Source organism: Streptomyces sp. NPDC055749 (genome assembly GCF_053617235.1).
On the sequence record NZ_JBSHFH010000013.1, the window covers coordinates 70,008 to 88,693 of the forward strand.

The following is an 18,686-nucleotide window of genomic DNA, read 5'->3' on the forward strand; positions in this document are numbered from 1 at the left end:
CGCACCGCCCGCGCACCCCGGCTCACACCGGCTGCGGCTCCAGGTCACGGCTGACCCGCCGCCAGGAGCGTGCTGCCTCGGTGATCGGGTGATCCGGCCCCAGCCGTGCGGCGGCCGGGTCGAGGACCTCGGCCCGCATCCGCTGCGCCTCGACCTCACGGCCCGCCGCGCGCAGGGTGATCGCGAGGTTGGAGCGGCAGACGAGCACATCGGGGTGGGTCGGTCCGTATCTCGCGATCAGGCCCTCCAGCGCGATCCGTTCCCACTGTTCCGCCGCCTCGGGCCGGTGCAGATCGCCGTAGGCGTTGGCGAGGTTGATCGCCGCGCACAGTGTGAAGGGGTGCGTCGGTCCCAACTGGTCCTCCAGCAGCGCCCGGACGTCCTCGCCGACCTCGGCGGCCCGCCGGGCCTCGCCGAGCCCCCGCAGATAGATGCCGACGTTGTTGCGGCAGGCCAGCGTGAAGGGGTGTTCCTCGCCCAGGCTCTCGCGGTAGCCCTCCAGTGCCTGAAGGGCGAGGTCGAGGGCGGCCTGTTTGTCGCCGACCGCCGAGAAGTCGGCGGCCAGGTTCAGCCCGCAGGCCAGTGCGTCGGGCACCTTCGCCCCGTACCTCCCTCGGTAGCGGCTGTACGTCTCCTCGGTGAGCCGCTTCGCCTCGTGCGGATGTCCGGCCTTGCGCAGCGAGACGGCGAGGCTCTTGGCGGTGCGCAGCGCCTCGGGTACGTCGGCGTTGAGCACGCTGCGGTCGAAGGCGGCGATCACCTCCCGCAGGACCTGCACCGACGCCTCGTACTCCCCGGTCTCGCGCAGGTCGCGGGCGAGGTGGCCCTTGGTGGTGAGGGTGTAGGGGTGGTCGGTGGTCAGCAGTGCGCTGCGCCGCTCGACGGTCTGTTCGTCCAGCCGGCGGGCGCGTTCGCTGTCGCCGTTCAGCCGGTAGTCGATCGCGAGGTTGTTGGCGGCGGTCAGGGTGCGCGGGTGGTCCTCGCCGAAGGTCTCCCGCATGCCCCGGTAGATCCGCACGTCCCGTTCCAGCGCCTCGTCGAAGCGGCCCAGGGCCCGCAGGTCGGCGGCGAGGCTCCCGGTGGTGATCAGTACGTTCGGGTGGTCGGGGTGGAACACCCGGATCTGCCGCTCCCTGGTGTCCTCGTCCAGGGCGAGCGCCGCGTGGTACTTGCCCTGGGCGCGGAGCGCGTTGGCCAGTTCGAAGCGGAGGTTGAGTGTCTGCTTGTCGTCCTCGCCGAGTTCACGGGTCCAGGTGCGGTTCAGCTGGGTGCCCAGGAGCCGGGCGTTCTCCAGCTCACCGCGCTTGAGGAGGTAGCGGATCCGGTCGAGCATGAGCTGACGGCCCGACTCCTCGTCGCAGTCGGCGATGCCCGATGCCCCGAGGTGCGGCCAGATCAGCTCGAAGCTCGGCCAGGTGCGCGGGTCGTTCACCGGGCTGTCCAGTTCCCCGGTGTCCTGCGGCCTGGCCGCGGCCAGGGTGACGTGCACTTCGTGCATCGCCTTCTCCTGCTCCTCCGGGGACATCCCGGAGCGGACGGCCGCCTGGACGAGGCGGTGCACCTGGATGCTGCTGTCGGCCGGGTCCACCTTGGCCAGGGCGAACCGGTTGAGCGCCTGGGTGACCTTGCCGAGCATGTACCGCTCGCGCAGATCGGGGTCGTACGGGAGGAGCGAGCGGAGCATCGAGTCGCTGCCGATGAGGCTCATCGAGATCGGTTCGGCCGAGAAGAAGGCGCACAGCTCCAGGAGCCGTACCGCTGCCTGCGACTCCTCGCGCAGGCGGGCGATGGAGATGTTCCAGGTGGCACCGATCTGCTGTGCGTAGTCGTCGGGTGTGCCCAGGGACAGGACCTTGGTGCTCTGTTCCCTGAGCTGTTCCACGTAGTCGTCCACCGGTGTGGCCGTCTCCGCGAGCCACGCCGCGGCGACCTCCACGGCCAGCGGCAGGTCACCGACCGCCTCGGCCACCCGGTCCGCGTCCCGTGAGGGCAGCTTGCGGACGCGACGGCAGATGTGCTCGACGCTCTCGGAGCGGATGAAGACCTCCACCTCCGTCGTCTCGACCTGGGCCGAGACCGGCTTGTTGCGGCAGGTGGCGAGGACGTGGCCGTAGAGGGAGCCCGCGATGGGCGCGGTCTCGTCGGCGAAGACGTCCAGGGCGCTGTCGAGGTCCTCGACGTTGTCGAAGACGAGCAGCCAGCGGGAGTACGGCGTTCCGCTGCGTAACGCCTCCAGAGCCGCCATGGCCGCGTCGGTGACCCCGTCACCGGTGCGCAGCCCCATCTCGGCGGCCAGTTCGGCGAGCGAGGAGAGCACCCGGTCGGGCTGCTCGGACTCGACCCACCACACGAGGTCGTAGTCGGCGCGGAAGCGGTGTGCGTACTCCCTGGCCACCTGGGTCTTGCCGACCCCGCCGAGTCCGTAGAGGACCTGGGGCAGGCGCTGTCCCGATCCGGTGTCGCCGCGCAGCTGGTCGCGGAGCTTTTCCAGTACGGAGGCGCGTCCGGTGAACCAGGCGTGCCGCGGGCGTACGTTCCACACCTTCGGCGCGGCGCCAGGGAAGCGGGGGCCGCCCGCCGGGACGGGCGGCGATGCGGCGGGCTCGTCCCGGTCCAGGGCGCCGAGGAGTGCGGACGCCGCCTCGGTCTCTTCGAGCCGCACGAGGTCGACGACGGCGCGGCTGCTCGCGGGCAGGTTCAGCCGTACGTCACCGACCCGGACGGGTATCAGCTGGCGGCGGCTCCCGGTGGGGTCGAGGCTGACCACGGAGTCCCACACGTTCCTGGCCGGGCCGGAGTTCTGGTACGCCTGCGAGACCACGGCGACGACGCGGTACGTGCCACCTGGGGCGAACGCGGACTCCGCGCCGGCCACCTGGGTCGTCCGGACGTCGACGGCGACGACGTGGAAGCCCGCCCGGGAGAGCACGGCCTCCATCCAGTCGGCCCACATCTGGTCCTCGGCCACATAGGTGAGCACCACGTTGGAGGGCGGTACGGGCCGGCGCCGGGTGTAGGCCGCGACGTAGCCGAGCCGTTCGGCCTCGTCCATCGGCGGCAGGGCGCTGACCGCTCCGTCGGTGAGGACGGAGGTGAGCCGCTCGCAGGAGGTGAGCATGGAGCTCGACACGTTGGGCGCGTCGCCGAAGGTCGCGAGGATCTCCTCGTACGCGTAGAAGGGCCGGTAGGGAATCTCCACCGAGCCCCAGTAGCCGGCCAGTTCCTCGCTGCTCAGACCGCTCGGGAAGCCGCTGAAGCTCTCCCTGGCGAGAGCCCGTCCGGCGTCGGCCTTCTCCTTCTCGCCGTCGTCGATGCGCATCGGCACCGGCAGGATACGGATCTGCTTGTCATGGAAGCGCTCTTCGATATCTCGGGCGACGGCGGCGGCGCCGTCGATGCTCTGGTCGCTCAACGTGAAACAGACGACCAGCACTTGAGGCATCTGGACGGTGCAGATGTCCCCGATGTCACTGATCCCGGTCCGGCTGTCGATGAGGGTGTAGTCGTAGTGGCGTTGCATGTCGGTACGCATCGCGTCGAAGAACTGGCCGCCGTCGTAACGCTCGTAGAAGTCCTCCCAGTCCATTCGCCCCACGGTCGCGGAGTAGTCCCGGTTGCGCCGCCCGGCGGAGACGAAGTCGAGGCTCCCGCCGAAGGGGAAGGACCAGTTCAGAGAGGTGGCGTGCGGGCGGACACGCGCGTAGTCGCGGTGCCATTCGGGCTCCCGCTCGGCGGGCCGCCGTACCTCCTCCTGGTATTCGGTGATCAGGTTGATCACCCCTGGGGTGGCCTCCAGGTCGGAGAAGTCGAGGAAGGGGTGGAAGAAGCGGTGCAGACCCGGCGCCTCCAGGTCCCAGTCGACGGCGAGCACTCGGTATCCGTTGGCTGCGAGGATCCAGGCGGTGTTGGCCAGAGCCATGGTGCGCCCGGTGCCGCCTTTGTACGAGTAAAAGGTGACGATGGTGCCTTCACGGTTCTCGGTCATCCGAGGATTCCTCCACGTCGTCGGCGTTGACTTTGCCCTGGTGCGGTACGTCAGGAGGGGTGACGTGAACATCGGCGCCGTAGCCGACGCCGCCGGGAAGCACACGTGGTATCCGCCCGCCCCGCCCCTCCGGGGGGTAGGTCTTCGCCTGGGCCGTGTAGTGCCGGTCGGCCGCCCGCACGGCGCGCGGCAGCTCTTCGCTGAACGCTTCGAGGGTGGGGACTCCGGAGCCGGCCGAGCGGTGGCCGCCGGTCGTCTCGGTGCTGAGGATCTCGGCGGCCGAGTGCAGGGATTCCGTGCGGTTCACGGATTCCGGGTCCTCGCGGTTCCAGGGGACCATGATGCTGATCCAGGGCCGGTCCTGGGCGCAGAGCCGCCGCAGCAGATCCCTTCGGTGCGGCGCTTCGAGCGCCCACTGGTCGAGCAGCAGCAGTCCGGGGGCGCTGGGCTCGCCGGCTGCCAGCAGCCGTTCGGCCTCGGCCTCGAAGTCGCCCACCCGCACCAGGTAGTCGAGGTTGCGGACGAGATCTCCCGCGTGGTCGGCGAGCGGGCGGGAGGACTTGGGGTGGTACGGATTCCAGTCCCGGGCGTCCGGTCCGTAGCAGTCGGGGCCACGGTCCTGGGGCCGGTCGGCCTGCGAACAGGCGAGCACGGCTATGTCCATCTCACGGGCGGGCCCCGGCGGCCCGAAGGCGCTCGGCACGGCCAGGTAGTCCTGGTGGGGGTGGCCCTCGGCCATCCGGGTCTGCTCGGCGACCTTGACGATGCGTTTGGCCAGCAGATACACGGCACGCTCGTACTGGTCCCTGAGATATCTGAGCTTGATCAGCCCGTAGAAGCCCTCGTCCGCGTAGTCGTCCCCGAAGGTCGCGTGGTTGAACTGGAGCCGCTCCGCGGGCTGCGGAAGCTGCTTGGGCGGTACGGGCACCCAGAGCGCGGGGACTATCCCGGTGATCGGGACGCTGTTGTACTGGGCGGCCTGGTGGTGCACCGCCCGGCTGGAGAACGCGTACCACTCACGGCCGCACTGTTCGCTCAGGAAATAGCGCGGCGAGTAGAGCGGTACGAAGACACGGCAGTACGCCAGCGCCTCGGACAGCCTCTCCTGCCACCCTTCTCCCGGCTGCATCTGCTGATCCATGAATCCGGCCGGTACGCCTGCCGGAAGCGAGGTCAGTTGCAGTACGTGGGCACACAGATCCCGGTAGAACCTCTCCACCCAGACGTTCGGGTCCTTGTCCTTCGGATGGTTCTTCGGCGTATGGGCGTAGCTGAGAAAGAAGTAAGGCTTTGGTTCGTCTCCCCCGGCTCCCACAGCTCCACTGGCCAACGTCTCCCCCGGTCCCTGTTGCTGGGCCCTCAGTCTAGGAAACGTCGATTCCCCTACGGAACCACGCGAACACATCAATTGACCGATCCAATTGATCAAATCTCAATTTGGATCATTCAATTGATGCCAAATCTGCCAAATCCGGAGCTGGATATGATCATTTACCGAGGGAAGCCGCCGCGTTCCACGATGCCCGGTGGATCTCCGCGGCACGCCTGGCTTCGGCGAGTGCGGCCTGCGGAACCTTCTCCTGCGTCCAGCCCGCGACCGTTTCGCCCATGCCCTCGACGAAACGTCTCCCCAGGGGGGTGAGCGCACCGGAGCCGGCGAGTTCGTCCACCGCGGCGGCCGTCTGCTCGCGCCACCGGGCGAACTGCGCCTGTGCCGCCCGCGCGGCCGGACCGGAGGCGCTCTGCCGTCGCACCCGCCAGAAGTCCGTGACGGCGATGTGCGCGTACGTGCCCTGCATCAGGCCGTCGAGGGGGCGTGGATCGTCGCGCCAGGGGGCGTAGAACAGCCGGCCCCCCTGGTCCGGGTCGTACAGGTCGTGACTGTCCAGGACCGCGCCCAGCTTGACGTGCTGGAACTCGTGGACGATCAGCAGGGCGAGCAGATCCGGTGTGACGGGCCGCGCCGCACCGATCGCACCGAACGCCTCCCGGGACGCGGCGCTGACATCGCTGCCGTCCGGTGCGTGCAGGGGGGTGACGGCGCGCAGTCCGGCGGCCACTCCCGGCGCGTAGAGGGGCAGTTCGCGCACGATCAGCGACCACGCCTCTGCGAGGTCCTCGGACCACAGCTTGGCCTCGCCGCTGGAGAGCCGGTCCGCGACGGGCCACTGATGGGCGTCGCGCATCGGGTCGGTGTCCTCCAGCGCCACGGTCCAGCCCGTCAGCTCCACCAGCCGTACGGGCCGCCAGTTCGGTACGAGCCCGTCGGCGCCGCTGTCCCAGCCGATCTCCAGGGACCGTCCCGCCGCCCGCACCGTGAATCCGTCCGGGCCCGCCTCCACCTCCGCCAGCTCCACATCGCCCGGGAGCGACACGGTGCCGAGGCCCGGCAGCCGAAGCAGCCCCTCGCGCACCGGCACCGTGACGCGGTCGCCGCGCCGGGCGCGCAGCGCGCAGGAGGCCGCGATCTCCGCGAGGCCCTTGCCCGCGGTGCCCGGCACCCTGCCGTCGAGCGCGCGCAGGGCCCAGGGCCGCAGATACGGATGCGCGACCACGGCGTCCACCACGGCGGGCAGTGCGGTGTCGAGGTCGATCAGCAGTTCCCAGGCCGCGGCCCCGTGCCGGTCGGTCCGGGGACCGCGTTCGTGCACGGCCGCGAGGAGCTGGCGGTCGAGGTCCAGTTGGCTCTCCGCCAGCCGCCCCACGGTCCCGGCGCCGCCGAACCCCTTCGCCAGCTCGTCCAGGCCGAGGTCGGCGAGGGACGGTTCCCCGGCGGCGGGTGTGCGCGCTTCCTGGTCCCGGATGTTCACGATGAGCTCCATCAGGTCGGGGCAGAACACCGAGGGGTTGTCGAAACCGCTGCCGCCGCTGCCGGTCCGGTACCGGTGGGCATAGAGACCGCCGCCGCAGGAGGTCACCACCGGGCAGGCCCTGCACTCCTCGGCGAGCCCCTCGACCCCCTGCTGCCGGGAGAGCAGACCAGGGTGGCCCAGCACCTCGTCGAGCGAGTGCGTGAAGACGTCCATGCCGGTGGCGGGCGCGTCCTCGTAGGCCGTCTTCAGGCTGTCCGCCTGCTCGAAGGTTCCGTCGGTCTCGATCACCACGAGGTCCGCGGGGGCAAGTCCGAGCGATTCGGTGAGGCTGCTCTCGCCGCGCAGCGTGCGCCGGACGGAGTCGAAGATGCGCACCGGTACGGGCCGTCCGTCCGCGTCCCAGCGCCGGTGGACGATGTCCAGCCAGTCGGCGTACGGGGTCGTCGACCCGCCCGGCCGGGGCGGCGGTACGTCCCAGGTCGCGTGCGGCAGGAGGAAGTCCATGCGGGGCGGGTCGAGGGCGACGAGCGCCTCGTACACGGCGACGGGGTCGTTCTCGATGTCGATCGTGCAGAGCAGGCCGGCGAACAGGTGCCGGTAGCGGGGCCTGCTGAGGAGTTCGACGGCTTTCAGGACCTGCGCGTGGCTGCTGCGCCCGTCGGCGTACCGGCGGTGGCGGTCGTTGGAGGTCTTGTCGCCGTCCAGCGACACCCCGACCTTGATGCCCAGTTCGGTGAAGAGCTCGCAGAACCGTTCGTTCAGCAGTACGCCGTTGGTATGGATGCGCAGATCCAGGGCGCTCACGCCGTCGAGTGCGTCGTAGAGCTCCTCGGCGGCGGTCCGCAGCCGCGCGGTGCCCGCGAGCAGCGGCTCACCGCCGTGCAGGACGACGTGGACCTCGGGGAGGCGATGGGTCCTGGCGTGGTCGGCGATCCTCTCCGCCGCCTTGGCCAGGATTTCTTGTGACACCACCTTGGGCCGGCCACGCCAACTCGTATCAGCGTGCTCGTACACGTAGCAGTGGTCGCAAGCGAGGTCACAGCGGCTGTGCATCTTCAGCACAAATTGACTCAAGGAGAGCGCGGGCCGGTCCATGGTGGTGTCTGTGTCCGGCTACTCAGACGGACGACTGAAAGGCCGCCACGACCAGCGGGCTCGCCCCGGCGCCGGTCGACAGCAGACGGCTCAGGGAAGCGGGCACAGCGCCGCCGCCCTGCACAGCGGCACTCTTCGCCAGCGGCACCCGAGGTGCGGCCTGCCGGCGAGGAGCGATCCCCGGCCTGCCGGCCGCGGAGACGAGTGAAATGTCCATGGAGAGCCTCTCAGATCGAAATAACGAGGGTGCGTGCGCGCGAACGGCTGACTACTGACGAATGGAATTCCGCCGTCCGCATATCACGGGCCCTCATTTCTGCATAACGGAAGAAGGAACGCAAATCGGGACACAAGCCGAATGGCTGAAAATTGCGGCACACCCTGGCCCTGTGCCTCAAACTCGGATCCGGGCACCCCGGTGCTCCTCGACGACGAAAAGCACTCCTTCGGGCGAGCGGTAAGCGTGATCCTTTCGGGCACGCATACAGTTCGCGCGAACGAGTTCGAAGGCAGCGGGCGGGCCATGATGCACACCCTCCTCTGCCGCCCGGACCGAAACCCGGAATTCATGAAAGATGATTCCGGACAGTAATGAATCAGACACGCCGAGGCCCTCGACGAGGACCGCGTCCGGCAGCGCCGCGAGAGCCTCGCCCGGCATGATCAGCTTGCCGCGGCGCCGGCCGCTGCCGAGGTGCGCGCATGCGGAATACGCTAACAGCCCTTGCCCCGTGGTCAGTTCACCGTCTCAACGGGCGGGAGGAACCGAGACGGCCATGGTGAACTCGGCCGGTTCCGCGCCGTCGTTGCGGTAGCCGTGCGACAGGTGCGCCGCGAACGTCGCGGAGGTTCCGGCGGGCACCGCGTGCGGCTCGCCGTCGACGACCAGGGTCAGTTCGCCCACGGTGACATGGAGAAGCTCCACGGTCCCTTCGGGGTGCGGATCGGAGTTGCTGCCCTCTCCGGGCATCAGGCGCCAGGACCACAGTTCCAGGGGGCCGGCGGCCTCCGTGCCGACCAGCAGGGTGGTCGAACTGCCCGCGTCCGTCGACCACATGCGTACGGCCTGGTCTGCGGGGATCAGCCGGACCTGCGGCCCCTGCTCGTAGTCGAGCAGCGTGGTGATGCTGACGCCGAGCGCGTCGGCGAGCTTGACGGTGGTGCCGACGCTGGGATTCGTGCGCGCCTGCTCGATCTGGATGATCATGCCGCGGCTGACACCCGCGCGGGCGGCCAGGGCGTCGAGGGTGAAGCCGCGCTCACCCCGCCAACGCTTGAGATTACGCGCGAGCGACTGAGTGAGCTGATCGAGGTCAGACACATTCCGTCCAATATTCTGGATGACAGAGTACAAAATACTGCACTACGGTGTGGTGCACCGAACCGTTCACCGCACTGTACTGCGAGGCCTGCCATGACAGCACTGTTCGCCCTGGCCACCAGCCTGCTCTGGGGCCTGGCCGACTTCGGCGGCGGACTGCTCACCCGGCGTACGCCCGCACTCACGGTCGTGGTCGTCTCGCAGAGCATCGCGGCCGTCGTCCTGGGCGTCGTCGTGCTCGCGACGGGCGCCTGGCGGGAGGCCGACGGGCTGCTGTGGTTCGCGGTGGCCGCGGGGGTCGTCGGCCCTGTGGCGATGCTGAGCTTCTACAAGGCGCTGGCGCTCGGCCCGATGGGCGTCGTCTCCCCGCTCGGCTCGCTGGGGGTGGCCGTACCGGTGAGCGTCGGGCTGATGGTCGGTGAGCGGCCCGGACTGCTCCAGTTCGCCGGTATCACCGTCGCCGTGGTGGGAATCGTCCTGGCGGGCGGCCCCGAGCTGCGCGGAGCGCCGGTGCAGCGCCGGGCGGTCCTGCTGACGCTGGTGGCGGCGTTCGGGTTCGGCGCGGTGATGGCGCTGATCTCCGAGGCGTCCACGACGGTCACCGGACTGTTCCTCGCGCTGTTCGTCCAGCGCCTCACCAACATCGCGGTCGGCGGTGCGGCGCTCTGGGTCTCGGTGCGCCGGGGAGGCCGCGCACTGCCGGCGGACGGCGGCCGGGCCGTCGTCGTGGCCGCGCTGCCCGCGCTCGCCTTCGTCGGGCTCGCCGATGTCGCGGCCAACGGCACCTACTCGATCGCCGCCCAGCACGGCCCGGTCACCGTGGCCGCCGTACTGGCCTCGCTCTACCCGGTGGTGACGGCTCTGGCCGCGCGCGGTGTGCTGGGCGAACGGCTGCGGGGCATGCAGGCGGCGGGGGCGGGTCTGGCCCTGGTGGGGACGGTCCTGCTGGCGTCGGGCTAGGAGGGCTCGGTCCGCTCGGGGGGATCGGTCGGACCACCGCGCTCGGACGGCTCCGATTCCAGTCCGGCGAGGAGCCGCAGCTGTTCGGGGGTAACGCCCTCCGGGATCGGGACCGGCGCGGGGGTACGGAGCGGCGGCTGCCAGCCCTTGTCGGGGTCCCAGCTCCGTACGACACGGGCCGGCGCACCGGCCACCACGGCGTGGTCGGGGACCTCGCCCCGGACGACCGACCCGGCGGCGACCACCACGTTGCGGCCGAGTCTGGCCCCCGGGAGGATCACCGCGCCCGTGCCGATCCAGCAGCCGGGGCCGATCACGACAGGCTCCATGCGCGGCCACTGCCTGCCGACGGGCTCGTTCGGATCGTCGTAGCTGTGGTTGGTGGAGGTGATGTAGACGTACGGGCCGCAGTACGTGTCCGGGCCGATCGTCACCGTCGTGTCGGCGATGACATGGCTGCCCCGGCCCAGCACGACGCCGTTGCCCAGGGTCAGGACGGTCTCGGAACCCAGGTCGAGATCGGGCATCAGACCGGCCGTCAGCGTCACCTGCTCGCCGATGACGCAGTGGTCCCCGAGCTCGATCCACGCCTCCCCGAACACCGTGCCCTGCGGGAAGGCCAGCCGGGTCCCCGGGCCGATCCGCCGGAACCGCAGCCGCCCGGGGCGCTGCTCCGTGACCGCGCCGGTCTCCTGCACCCAGGCCCAGGCGCGGTGGACGGCCCGGGACAGGAGGCTGCGCCGCCGGGCGGCCAGCGAGGAGAACGTGTTTCTGTTCTTCGGCACCCGCACACCGTAGTTGCCTCGGCAGGGGCCGGTCGGCGCCCCGCCCTGTGATGTTCACCCCACCCCCGGCAGCCGTGCCGGCGTCGCTTACGGTTCCTCCGGAGCGACCGCACCACACCGGAGCACGGAGGAGCAGGCCATGGCTGAGCAGGCATTGATCATGGGTATGGGCGGCAAGGTGCCGGACATCGACGCGGATGCCTTCGTCGCACCGACCGCCGTCGTGATCGGCGAGGTCACGATGGCCCCGGGTTCCAGCGTCTGGTACCACGCGGTGCTCCGGGCGGACTGCGGTCCCATCAGCCTGGGCCCGGACACCAACATCCAGGACAACTGCACCATGCACACCGACCCGGGCTTCCCGCTCACCGTCGGCGCCCGGGTCTCCGTCGGCCACAACGCGGTCCTGCACGGCTGCGTGATCGAGGACGACGTCCTGGTCGGCATGGGCGCCACGGTGCTCAACGGCGCGCACATCGGGGCGGGTTCACTGATCGCCGCGCAGGCCCTCGTGCCGCAGGGCATGCGGGTACCGCCGCACTCGCTCGTCGCGGGGGTGCCCGCCAAGGTCAAGCGGGAGCTGACCGAGGAGGAGCGCGAGGGCGTCAGGTTCAACGCCGTCGGTTACGTCGAGCTGGCCAAGGCGCACCGCCAGGAGCACGAGGGCTGAGCTCCCGGTCCCGGCCGCCGGTTCAGTCGGCGGCCGACACCGTGGCGGGCTCGGGCACGGGGGTCACGGCGCTCTGCGCCGCGGCCTTCTTCGCCCGGTTCTTGAGTACGAGCATCGAGGTCAGCCCGATCAGCACGGCGAGCACCAGACCCAGCCAAGAGAAGCGCTTCAGCCACGCCTCGGCGACGACGCCGACGGAGTAGATGACGGCCGTGGTGCCGCCGGCCCAGAGGATGCCGCCGAAGACGTTGGCGATCAGGAACTTCCAGTACGGCATGTGCAGCACACCGGCCAGCGGTCCGGCGAAGATGCGGAGCAGGGCCACGAAGCGGCCGAAGAAGACCGCCCACATGCCCCACTTCTCGAAGGACCGCTCGGCCATGGCGATCTGTGCCTCCCCGAAATGCTTGGGGAACCGGCCGCCGAGCCAGGCGAGCAGGGGCCGTCCGCCCCTGCGGCCGATGGCGTAACCGATCGAGTCACCGATGATCGCACCGGCCGTCGCGCAGGCGCCGAGGACGAACGGATCGATCTCGCCGTGCTGGGAGGCGAGGAGCGCCGAGCTCACGAGGATGATCTCGCCCGGCAGTGGGATGCCCAGACTCTCCAGTCCGATGACCACCCCCACCAGGATGTAAATGCTGACCGCGGGAACAGTCTCGAGCCACTCCTGGACGTGCAACGCCGGTTCCTCCCGTGCAGGTTCTGCAGCTGTGCCTTGCGCAGTTGATCATTTGCCCGCCGCGCACCTCGGTGGCGCACGGCGGGCAGCCTACCTGCCCCGACAGCACACAGGGCCGCCGCGCCCCCTCGTCGGGGTGCGCGACGGCCCTGTGCGGTCAGTCGCAGGTCAGCTGTGCGGACGCAGCGTCCAGACGACGGTCATCTCGCCCGTCACCGCGCCGTCGGCGCGCTGGATCGCGATGGCGACCGGGAACTCGGGCCGCTTGCCCTCGTCGAGTTCGGCGACGACCTCGGCCACGGGCCTGCCGAGGGTCGCGGTCGCGGTGACCTCGCCCATCGCCAGCTTCTTGTAGCCGATCTCCGCCGACACGGCGAGCGGCACGGCACGCGCCATCTGGTCGCCGAAGGCCGCGATCACGATGGCGCCGCTCGCGGACTCAGCGAGGGTGAACATCGCTCCGGCGTGCGGGCCGCCGACGTGGTTGTGGTACTCGGCCTGGTCGGGCAGCCGGACGACCGCCCGGTCCGCGGTCGTCTCCAGGAACTCGAGGTTGAGGGTCCTGGCCATCGGAACCGTCGCGACGAGCATCTCGCCGACTGTCATCTGTTCAGCGCTCATTCGCCGAAGGTTACTCACGAGTAGGGCCGTTTGGCCATCCCCGTACGGGGGCGGCCGTAGCAGCGGGGGCGCGGCCCCTCTATGGTTACTGGCCATGTGGCCAGGACAGCAGCCGCCCGGGGGCGAGCAGAACCCGCAGGACCAGAATCAGAACCCGTACCAGCAGCCGGGGTACCAGCAGCCGAATCCCTATCAGCAGCCGGGATACCAGCAGCCCGGGTACCAGCAGCCCGGTCAGCAGCCGGGCTACCCGCAGCCCAACCCGTACCAGCAGCCGACCGTGCCGCAGTACGCCGTTCCGGGTCAGCCCGGCGGCCCGCAGGGCGACGACAAGAAGAAGACGACGATCGTCGCGATCGTCGCCGCCACCGCGGTCGTCGTCACGGCGGTCGTCACCGGCGTGATCGTGCTGGGCAAGGACGACGAGAAGGGCGGCAAGACCGTCGCCGACGACAAGAAGTCGTCCGCGTCGGCGAAGCCGTCCGAGGCCGCGTCGTCCCCCGCTGCGAACCCGCGCGGCGGCGGCGACGCCACACCGCAGATCCCGGGGTGGAAGGTCGTCACCAACCCCAAGTGGGGCACGCAGTTCGACGTCCCGGGTGACTGGGAGGTCGCGGGCACGGGTGTGATCTCCGGATTCGAGGACGTCAAGAACCCCGAGGGTCCGCCCGCGGTCGGCTTCTCCGCACCGGCCTACTACAAGAGCAAGTGGTGCATCGACGACTCCGACAAGGACGGCACCAAGGAGGACACCGGCCTCGCCGGTGTCGGCACCAAGGGCGCCCAGGGCGCGAAGAGCACCGACGAGGCCGCCAGGAACGAGGCGGGCAACTGGGTGTGGGCCGCCTACGCCCAGGAGGAGCCCAAGGGCACCGTCAAGGTCGGCAAGCCCAAGCCGTACACCACCAAGTCGGGTCTCTCCGGCAGCCTGGCGACCGCCACCGCGGCGGGCGTGACCAAGAAGGAGAAGTGCGACACGGACGGCAAGTCGTTCGCCTTCTCGTTCAAGAACGCGAAGCAGGAGTACTCGACCTGGGTCCTGTACGCCAACGCGGGCGTCGACGACGAACTCCCGGACGCCACGATCCAGAAGATCCTGAGCACCGTGCGGCTGGCGGAATCCTCGTCCTGAATCCACCCGTCCTGATCCCGCCCGGAATTCGAGTTGTCGGAAGGGGTCAGCGGTGGCGATAGTCCCCTGGTGACCTCCGACTCCGCATCTCTCTCCCCTGCCGTCCGCCCTTCCGGCGCCGGCCGCAACTACGGTCTGCTCACCGCCGCCGCGATCATCACGAGCCTGGGTACCCATGGCGCGCTGATCGCGGCGGCGTTCGCGGTTCTGGAGTCGGGAGGGGACAGCGGGGACGTCGGACTGGTCGCCGCCGCCCGGACCGCGCCCCTGGTGCTCTTCCTGCTCATCGGCGGCGCGGTGGCGGACCGGCTGCCCCGCCACCGGGTGATGGTGGCCGCGAACGCCCTGAACTGTGTGTCGCAGGCGGTCTTCGCCTGGCTGGTCCTGACCGGTGATCCCCAGCTGTGGCAGATGATGCTGCTGACCGGTCTCTGCGGCACGGGGCAGGCGTTCTTCAGCCCGGCGGCCGAGGGCATGCTGATGTCCAGCGTCGACGCCGAGCACGCGAGTCGCGCGTTCGCGCTCTTCCGCATGTCGATGCACGGTGCGGCGATCGGCGGCGCCGCGCTCGGCGGGGCGATGATCGCGGCCATGGACCCGGGCTGGGTGCTCGCCGTCGATGCCGCCGCCTTCGCACTCGCCGGGGTGCTTCGGGCTTTTCTCGATGTGAGTCACATTCCCGAACGCGCCGCGGGCGGCGGACTTCTGTCCGATCTGCGCGAGGGCTGGCAGGAGTTCGTCGGCCGTACCTGGCTGTGGGCGATCGTCGCACAGTTCTCCGTGGTCGTGGCCGTCGTCGCCGCGGCGGAGTCGGTGTACGGGCCGCTGGTCGCCCGGGACGAACTCGGCGGCGCGCAGCCCTGGGGGCTGGCACTCGCCGCGTTCGGCGTCGGCACCCTGGCCGGAGCGGTGCTGATGATGCGCTGGAAGCCGCGGCGGCTGCTGCTGGCCGGAACCCTCTGCGTCTTCCCGCTGGCACTGCCGTCGGCGGGACTCGCGGTACCGCTGCCGGTGTCGGGACTGGCCGCGGTGATGTTCGTCAGCGGGGTCGCCATCGAGGTGTTCGGGGTCTCCTGGATGACGGCGATGCACCAGGAGATCCCGGAGGAGAAGCTGTCGCGGGTCTCGGCCTACGACTGGTTCGGCTCCGTCGCCATGGTGCCGCTGGCCACCGCGATGGCCGGTCCGGTGGAGGGGGCCGTCGGCCGCAGCCAGGCGCTGTGGGCGTGCGCGGCGCTCGTCGTGCTGGTGACGGCGCTCGTGCTACTGGTGCCGGATGTACGCAATCTGACGCGTCGTACGGGCAAGGAGATCGCCGGGGACGCCGCGAAGCTCACGGACGCGGGGCTCAAGGACGAGAGGCTCAGGGACGACCGGCTCAAGGACCAACGGCAGCCCGCGACGTCCTCAGCCGATGCTGAAGGCACCGTCGGGGGGCTGCGGTGAGGCGACCGCCTCGCTGTCCCGCACCGGCCTCGCGTCGCCGATGAGCCGGGTGAGCGCGGCCCCGTACTCGACCCGGGCCGGAAAGGCGTCGCCCGCGCAGAGGCGGGTCAGCGGGCCGGTGTCGACGGCGCTGTGCGAGGCGACGAGCACGACGTTGCCGAAGCGCCGGCCGCGCAGCACTGCGGGTTCGGCGATCAGGACGAGTTCGTCGAAGACTGCCGCGAAGTTGGCCAGTTGGGACCGGAGGAATCCGAAGGGCGCGCTGTCCGCAAGATTCGCGGCGTAGATCCCGTCCTCGCGCAGCACCCGTCCCGCGGCTCGCGCGTACTCGACGGACGTGAGGTGGGCGGGCACCCTGGAGCCGCCGAATACATCGGCGATCAGGATGTCCGCCGAGTGCGGAGGCGCCTGTTCGAGCCAGTCGCGGGCGTCCGTGCCGTGCACCACGGTCGACGCCCCAGCGGGCAGCGGCAGATGCTCGGCGACCAGCGCCAGCAGACCGCGGTCCGCCTCCACCACGTCCTGGCGCGAACCAGGCCGGGTGGTGGCGACGTAGCGGGGCAGGGTGAGGGCCCCGCCGCCCAGGTGGATCACGTCGAGGGGTGCGCCCGGTCCGGCCGCGCAGTCCAGGACGTGGGCGAGCCGTCGTACGTACTCGAACTCCAGGTACGCCGGATCGTCCAGGTCGACGTACGACTGCGGGGCTCCGTCGACCGTGAGCAGCCAGGCCCGGGCGCGGTCCACGTCGGGCATGAGCCGGGCGGTGCCGTGGTCGACGTCGCGGATGACGGGTATGGACTCGTTCACTCCCCCATTGTGAGGTGTTGGACCGGCCTCCCGGACCCTGTGGGCCCGGGAGGCCGGTCCGCCCCGTCAGAGCAGTCCGGTCACCGTCCCGGCGCCGATCGTCCGGCCGCCTTCGCGGATCGCGAAGCCGAGGCCGGGCTCCAGCGGGATGTCCCGGCCGAGCTCGACGGTCATCGTGACCGTCTCACCGGGCCGCGCCACCGCCGCGTCCCCGAGGTCGACGTCTCCGACGACATCGGCGGTACGGATGTAGAACTGCGGCCGGTACCCGGTGGTGACCGGGGTGGTGCGGCCCCCTTCCCGCCCCGACAGGACGTACACCTGGGCGGTGAAGCGGCGGCTGGGACTGACGCTGCCGGGCGCGGCCACCACATGGCCGCGGCGGACCCGGTCGCGCTCCACACCGCGCAGCAGCAGCGCCACGTTGTCACCGGCCTCCGCGGACTCCATCGGCTTGCCGAAGGTCTCAAGGCCGGTGACGACCGACTCGATGTCCGCGCCGAGCACCGACACCCGGTCGCCGACGCGGACCGTGCCGCGCTCCACGGCGCCGGTGACGACGGTGCCGCGGCCGGTGATGGTGAGCACGTTCTCCACCGGCAGCAGGAACGGCGCGTCGGTGTATCGCACCGGCATCGGTACGTACGTGTCGACGGCGTCCAGCAGGCCCTCGATCGACGCGGTCCAGCGTGGGTCGCCCTCCAGCGCGCCGAGTCCCGAGACCCGGACGACGGGGACGGTGTCACCGCCGTATCCGTGCGCGGACAGCAGGTCACGGACCTCCAGCTCGACCAGGTCGGTGAGCTCGGAGTCCCCCGCGTCGGCCTTGTTGAGGGCGACGACGATGTGGTCGACACCGACCTGGCGGGCGAGCAGGACGTGCTCCGCGGTCTGCGGCATGATCCCTTCGAGCGCGGAGACGACGAGGATCGCCCCGTCGAGCTGGGCGGCCCCGGTCACCATGTTCTTGATGTAGTCGGCGTGGCCCGGCATGTCGACGTGGGCGTAGTGGCGGGTGTCCGTCTCGTACTCGACGTGCGCGATGTTGATGGTGATGCCGCGCTGCGCCTCCTCGGGCGCCCGGTCGATCCGGTCGAACGCGACGTAGGAGGTGCTGCTGCCGGAGCGCTCGCTGAGGACCTTGGTGATGGCTGCGGTGAGGGTGGTCTTGCCGTGGTCGACGTGGCCCATGGTGCCGATGTTGAGGTGCGGCTTGGTGCGCACGTATGCCGTCTTGGGCATGGCTCATTCCTTGGAATTCGAAGCTGAGTGATAAGACCCCAGGGCCCCGCCGACCCTCCCCTTACGGGGTCCGCCGGACTGTCGGGGGAGGGTCAGCTTCGGGCGCCGCCGATGGGCGCTGCCACGGCCGTCGCGGTGAGTACGGCAGCCTTCGGCGCGTCCGCGACTGCGGACTGCGCTGCGAGGAAGGCGTACCGGAACATGTCCCTGATCATGGCCGACGGCTGTGCGGCCGTCGAATGGTTTTCGCGGGGGCCGGACGGGCGGGGCCGGCGGCCGTGCGCCGAAAGGGAGTTCGCCCGCTGCTGTGCGGCTCACGGACATTACGGCGATCACACACGCCTTTCGGTTAGTCTCCCCGGATGTTCGACCCCGTCCCCGCCGCCCGGCCCGCCGGCGGTCTCGCAGTGCGCTGTACGAGGGCGCTGCTCTCCCCGTGGTCCCGGCTGTCGCTGCTCGTGGTGATGCTGCTGGCCGCCGCGTCGACGATGCTGCTGTTCGAGCCACAGCGAGTGCTCGCGTCCGGCTGGCCGCCGGAGCTGACGGGCGGGGCGGCGGCGATGATGTTCGGCCTCGCGTACGGCGTGTGCACCGTGGCGTTCGTGCCCCGTCCGCTGCTGAACCTCGCGGCGGGAGCACTCTTCGGGGCCCAGGCCGGTCTGGCCGCGGCGCTGGCCGGCACGGTGCTCGGCGCGGGCGTCTCGTTCATGCTGGGCCGGGTGCTGGGTCAGGACGCGCTCCGTACGCTGCTGCGGGGCCGGTGGCTGAAGGCCGCGGACGGTCTGCTGAGCAGACACGGCTTCCGGTCCATGCTGGCGCTGCGGCTCTTCCCGGGGGTGCCGTTCGCCGCCTCCAACTACTGTGCGGCGACCTCACGGATGGGATACACGCCGTTCCTGCTGGCCACCGGTCTCGGCTCCATCCCGAACACGGCCGCGTACGTCATCGCGGGCAGCGAGGCGTCCTCCCCCACCTCCCCGGCGTTCCTGGCGGCGATGGGGTTCATCGTGCTGTCGGGGGCGGGCGCGGCCCTGGTCGCCTGGCGCAAGCGGCACCGGCTGGCCGCGCAGTGACGCACTGATCCCGGCGGGCGGCAGGGGGCAGGCGGGAGCGCGTTCACCGACAGG

General features: G+C 70.5%; 15 protein-coding genes and 1 pseudogene. 5 read left to right on the forward strand and 11 right to left on the reverse strand.

Going from position 1 to position 18,686, the window contains the following annotated elements:
* Positions 1 to 22: 22 nt before the first annotated feature.
* The 6 genes and pseudogenes from fxsT to ACWGO0_RS12570 all read right to left on the reverse strand — a co-directional run bounded on the left by fxsT (position 23) and on the right by ACWGO0_RS12570 (position 9,214).
* Positions 23 to 3,985: an FxSxx-COOH system tetratricopeptide repeat protein gene (fxsT, locus tag ACWGO0_RS12545; protein ID WP_453532251.1), complete on the reverse strand. Its 3,963-nt coding sequence runs from the start codon at positions 3,983 to 3,985 to the stop codon at positions 23 to 25.
* On the reverse strand, positions 3,969 to 5,300 hold the full coding sequence (locus ACWGO0_RS12550) for a TIR-like protein FxsC (RefSeq protein ID WP_453532254.1): 1,332 nt from the start codon (positions 5,298 to 5,300) through the stop codon (positions 3,969 to 3,971). The genes fxsT and ACWGO0_RS12550 overlap by 17 nt, the downstream gene beginning before the upstream one ends.
* 172 nt (positions 5,301 to 5,472) lie before the next feature.
* A complete protein-coding gene (locus tag ACWGO0_RS12555) occupies positions 5,473 to 7,893 on the reverse strand; it encodes an FxsB family cyclophane-forming radical SAM/SPASM peptide maturase (RefSeq protein ID WP_453532257.1) in 2,421 nt (806 codons plus the stop codon).
* 22 nt (positions 7,894 to 7,915) lie between these two features.
* Positions 7,916 to 8,110 (reverse strand): hypothetical protein, encoded by a 195-nt coding sequence (locus ACWGO0_RS12560; RefSeq protein ID WP_453532260.1) that lies wholly within the window; start codon positions 8,108 to 8,110, stop codon positions 7,916 to 7,918.
* Between the two features lie 384 nt (positions 8,111 to 8,494).
* Positions 8,495 to 8,587: pseudogene (locus tag ACWGO0_RS12565) on the reverse strand (YbaK/EbsC family protein); the annotation flags it as partial.
* 54 nt (positions 8,588 to 8,641) lie between these two features.
* Positions 8,642 to 9,214, reverse strand: a complete 573-nt coding sequence (locus tag ACWGO0_RS12570; protein WP_453532263.1) for a helix-turn-helix domain-containing protein — start codon at positions 9,212 to 9,214, stop codon at positions 8,642 to 8,644.
* Positions 9,215 to 9,307: 93 nt separating this feature from the next.
* Here ACWGO0_RS12570 and ACWGO0_RS12575 point away from each other — a divergent pair, with 93 nt between their 5' ends.
* Positions 9,308 to 10,174 carry an EamA family transporter gene (locus tag ACWGO0_RS12575; protein WP_453532266.1) on the forward strand — a complete coding sequence of 289 codons (867 nt, stop codon included), beginning with the start codon at positions 9,308 to 9,310 and terminating at the stop codon, positions 10,172 to 10,174.
* On the opposite strand, the gene ACWGO0_RS12580 is transcribed toward ACWGO0_RS12575, so the two are convergent.
* Positions 10,171 to 10,959: an acyltransferase gene (locus tag ACWGO0_RS12580; RefSeq protein ID WP_453532268.1), complete on the reverse strand. Its 789-nt coding sequence runs from the start codon at positions 10,957 to 10,959 to the stop codon at positions 10,171 to 10,173. The genes ACWGO0_RS12575 and ACWGO0_RS12580 overlap by 4 nt on opposite strands.
* 139 nt (positions 10,960 to 11,098) lie before the next feature.
* Between ACWGO0_RS12580 and ACWGO0_RS12585 the strand changes: the two genes are divergently transcribed.
* A complete protein-coding gene (locus ACWGO0_RS12585) occupies positions 11,099 to 11,629 on the forward strand; it encodes a gamma carbonic anhydrase family protein (protein WP_453532271.1) in 531 nt (176 codons plus the stop codon).
* Between the two features lie 22 nt (positions 11,630 to 11,651).
* Here ACWGO0_RS12585 and ACWGO0_RS12590 read toward each other — a convergent pair whose 3' ends face one another.
* Both ACWGO0_RS12590 and ACWGO0_RS12595 read right to left on the reverse strand, forming a co-directional pair.
* Entirely contained in the window at positions 11,652 to 12,311 is a 660-nt protein-coding gene (locus tag ACWGO0_RS12590; protein WP_453532274.1) for a DedA family protein, read from the reverse strand.
* Positions 12,312 to 12,479: 168 nt separating this feature from the next.
* Positions 12,480 to 12,917: a DUF4442 domain-containing protein gene (locus tag ACWGO0_RS12595; protein ID WP_453532515.1), complete on the reverse strand. Its 438-nt coding sequence runs from the start codon at positions 12,915 to 12,917 to the stop codon at positions 12,480 to 12,482.
* A 109-nt stretch (positions 12,918 to 13,026) separates the two neighbouring features.
* Between ACWGO0_RS12595 and ACWGO0_RS12600 the strand changes: the two genes are divergently transcribed.
* Together ACWGO0_RS12600 and ACWGO0_RS12605 are read left to right on the forward strand one after the other, a co-directional pair.
* Positions 13,027 to 14,064: a hypothetical protein gene (locus ACWGO0_RS12600; protein ID WP_453532277.1), complete on the forward strand. Its 1,038-nt coding sequence runs from the start codon at positions 13,027 to 13,029 to the stop codon at positions 14,062 to 14,064.
* Positions 14,065 to 14,133: 69 nt separating this feature from the next.
* A complete protein-coding gene (locus ACWGO0_RS12605) occupies positions 14,134 to 15,510 on the forward strand; it encodes an MFS transporter (RefSeq protein WP_453532280.1) in 1,377 nt (458 codons plus the stop codon).
* On the opposite strand, the gene ACWGO0_RS12610 is transcribed toward ACWGO0_RS12605, so the two are convergent.
* Together ACWGO0_RS12610 and tuf are read right to left on the reverse strand one after the other, a co-directional pair.
* Complete coding sequence (locus tag ACWGO0_RS12610; protein WP_453532283.1) at positions 15,472 to 16,317, reverse strand: spermidine synthase; 846 nt, start codon at positions 16,315 to 16,317, stop codon at positions 15,472 to 15,474. The genes ACWGO0_RS12605 and ACWGO0_RS12610 overlap by 39 nt on opposite strands.
* A gap of 66 nt (positions 16,318 to 16,383) precedes the next feature.
* Entirely contained in the window at positions 16,384 to 17,559 is a 1,176-nt protein-coding gene (gene tuf / locus ACWGO0_RS12615) for an elongation factor Tu (protein WP_453532286.1), read from the reverse strand.
* A gap of 362 nt (positions 17,560 to 17,921) precedes the next feature.
* Here tuf and ACWGO0_RS12620 point away from each other — a divergent pair, with 362 nt between their 5' ends.
* The gene (locus ACWGO0_RS12620) at positions 17,922 to 18,632 is read left to right on the forward strand and encodes a TVP38/TMEM64 family protein (protein ID WP_453532289.1); all 711 of its coding nucleotides are present in this window, start codon (positions 17,922 to 17,924) and stop codon (positions 18,630 to 18,632) included.
* Positions 18,633 to 18,686 lie beyond the last annotated feature (54 nt).

Coding starts and splice junctions, on each gene's coding strand:
- ACWGO0_RS12560 (WP_453532260.1), bottom strand. CDS start 8,110: ATGGACATTTCACTCGTCTCCGCGGCCGGCAGGCCGGGGATCGCTCCT.
- tuf (WP_453532286.1), bottom strand. CDS start 17,559: ATGCCCAAGACGGCATACGTGCGCACCAAGCCGCACCTCAACATCGGC.
- ACWGO0_RS12620 (WP_453532289.1), top strand. CDS start 17,922: ATGTTCGACCCCGTCCCCGCCGCCCGGCCCGCCGGCGGTCTCGCAGTG.
- ACWGO0_RS12595 (WP_453532515.1), bottom strand. CDS start 12,917: ATGACAGTCGGCGAGATGCTCGTCGCGACGGTTCCGATGGCCAGGACC.
- ACWGO0_RS12575 (WP_453532266.1), top strand. CDS start 9,308: ATGACAGCACTGTTCGCCCTGGCCACCAGCCTGCTCTGGGGCCTGGCC.
- ACWGO0_RS12600 (WP_453532277.1), top strand. CDS start 13,027: ATGTGGCCAGGACAGCAGCCGCCCGGGGGCGAGCAGAACCCGCAGGAC.
- ACWGO0_RS12585 (WP_453532271.1), top strand. CDS start 11,099: ATGGCTGAGCAGGCATTGATCATGGGTATGGGCGGCAAGGTGCCGGAC.
- fxsT (WP_453532251.1), bottom strand. CDS start 3,985: ATGACCGAGAACCGTGAAGGCACCATCGTCACCTTTTACTCGTACAAA.
- ACWGO0_RS12555 (WP_453532257.1), bottom strand. CDS start 7,893: ATGGACCGGCCCGCGCTCTCCTTGAGTCAATTTGTGCTGAAGATGCAC.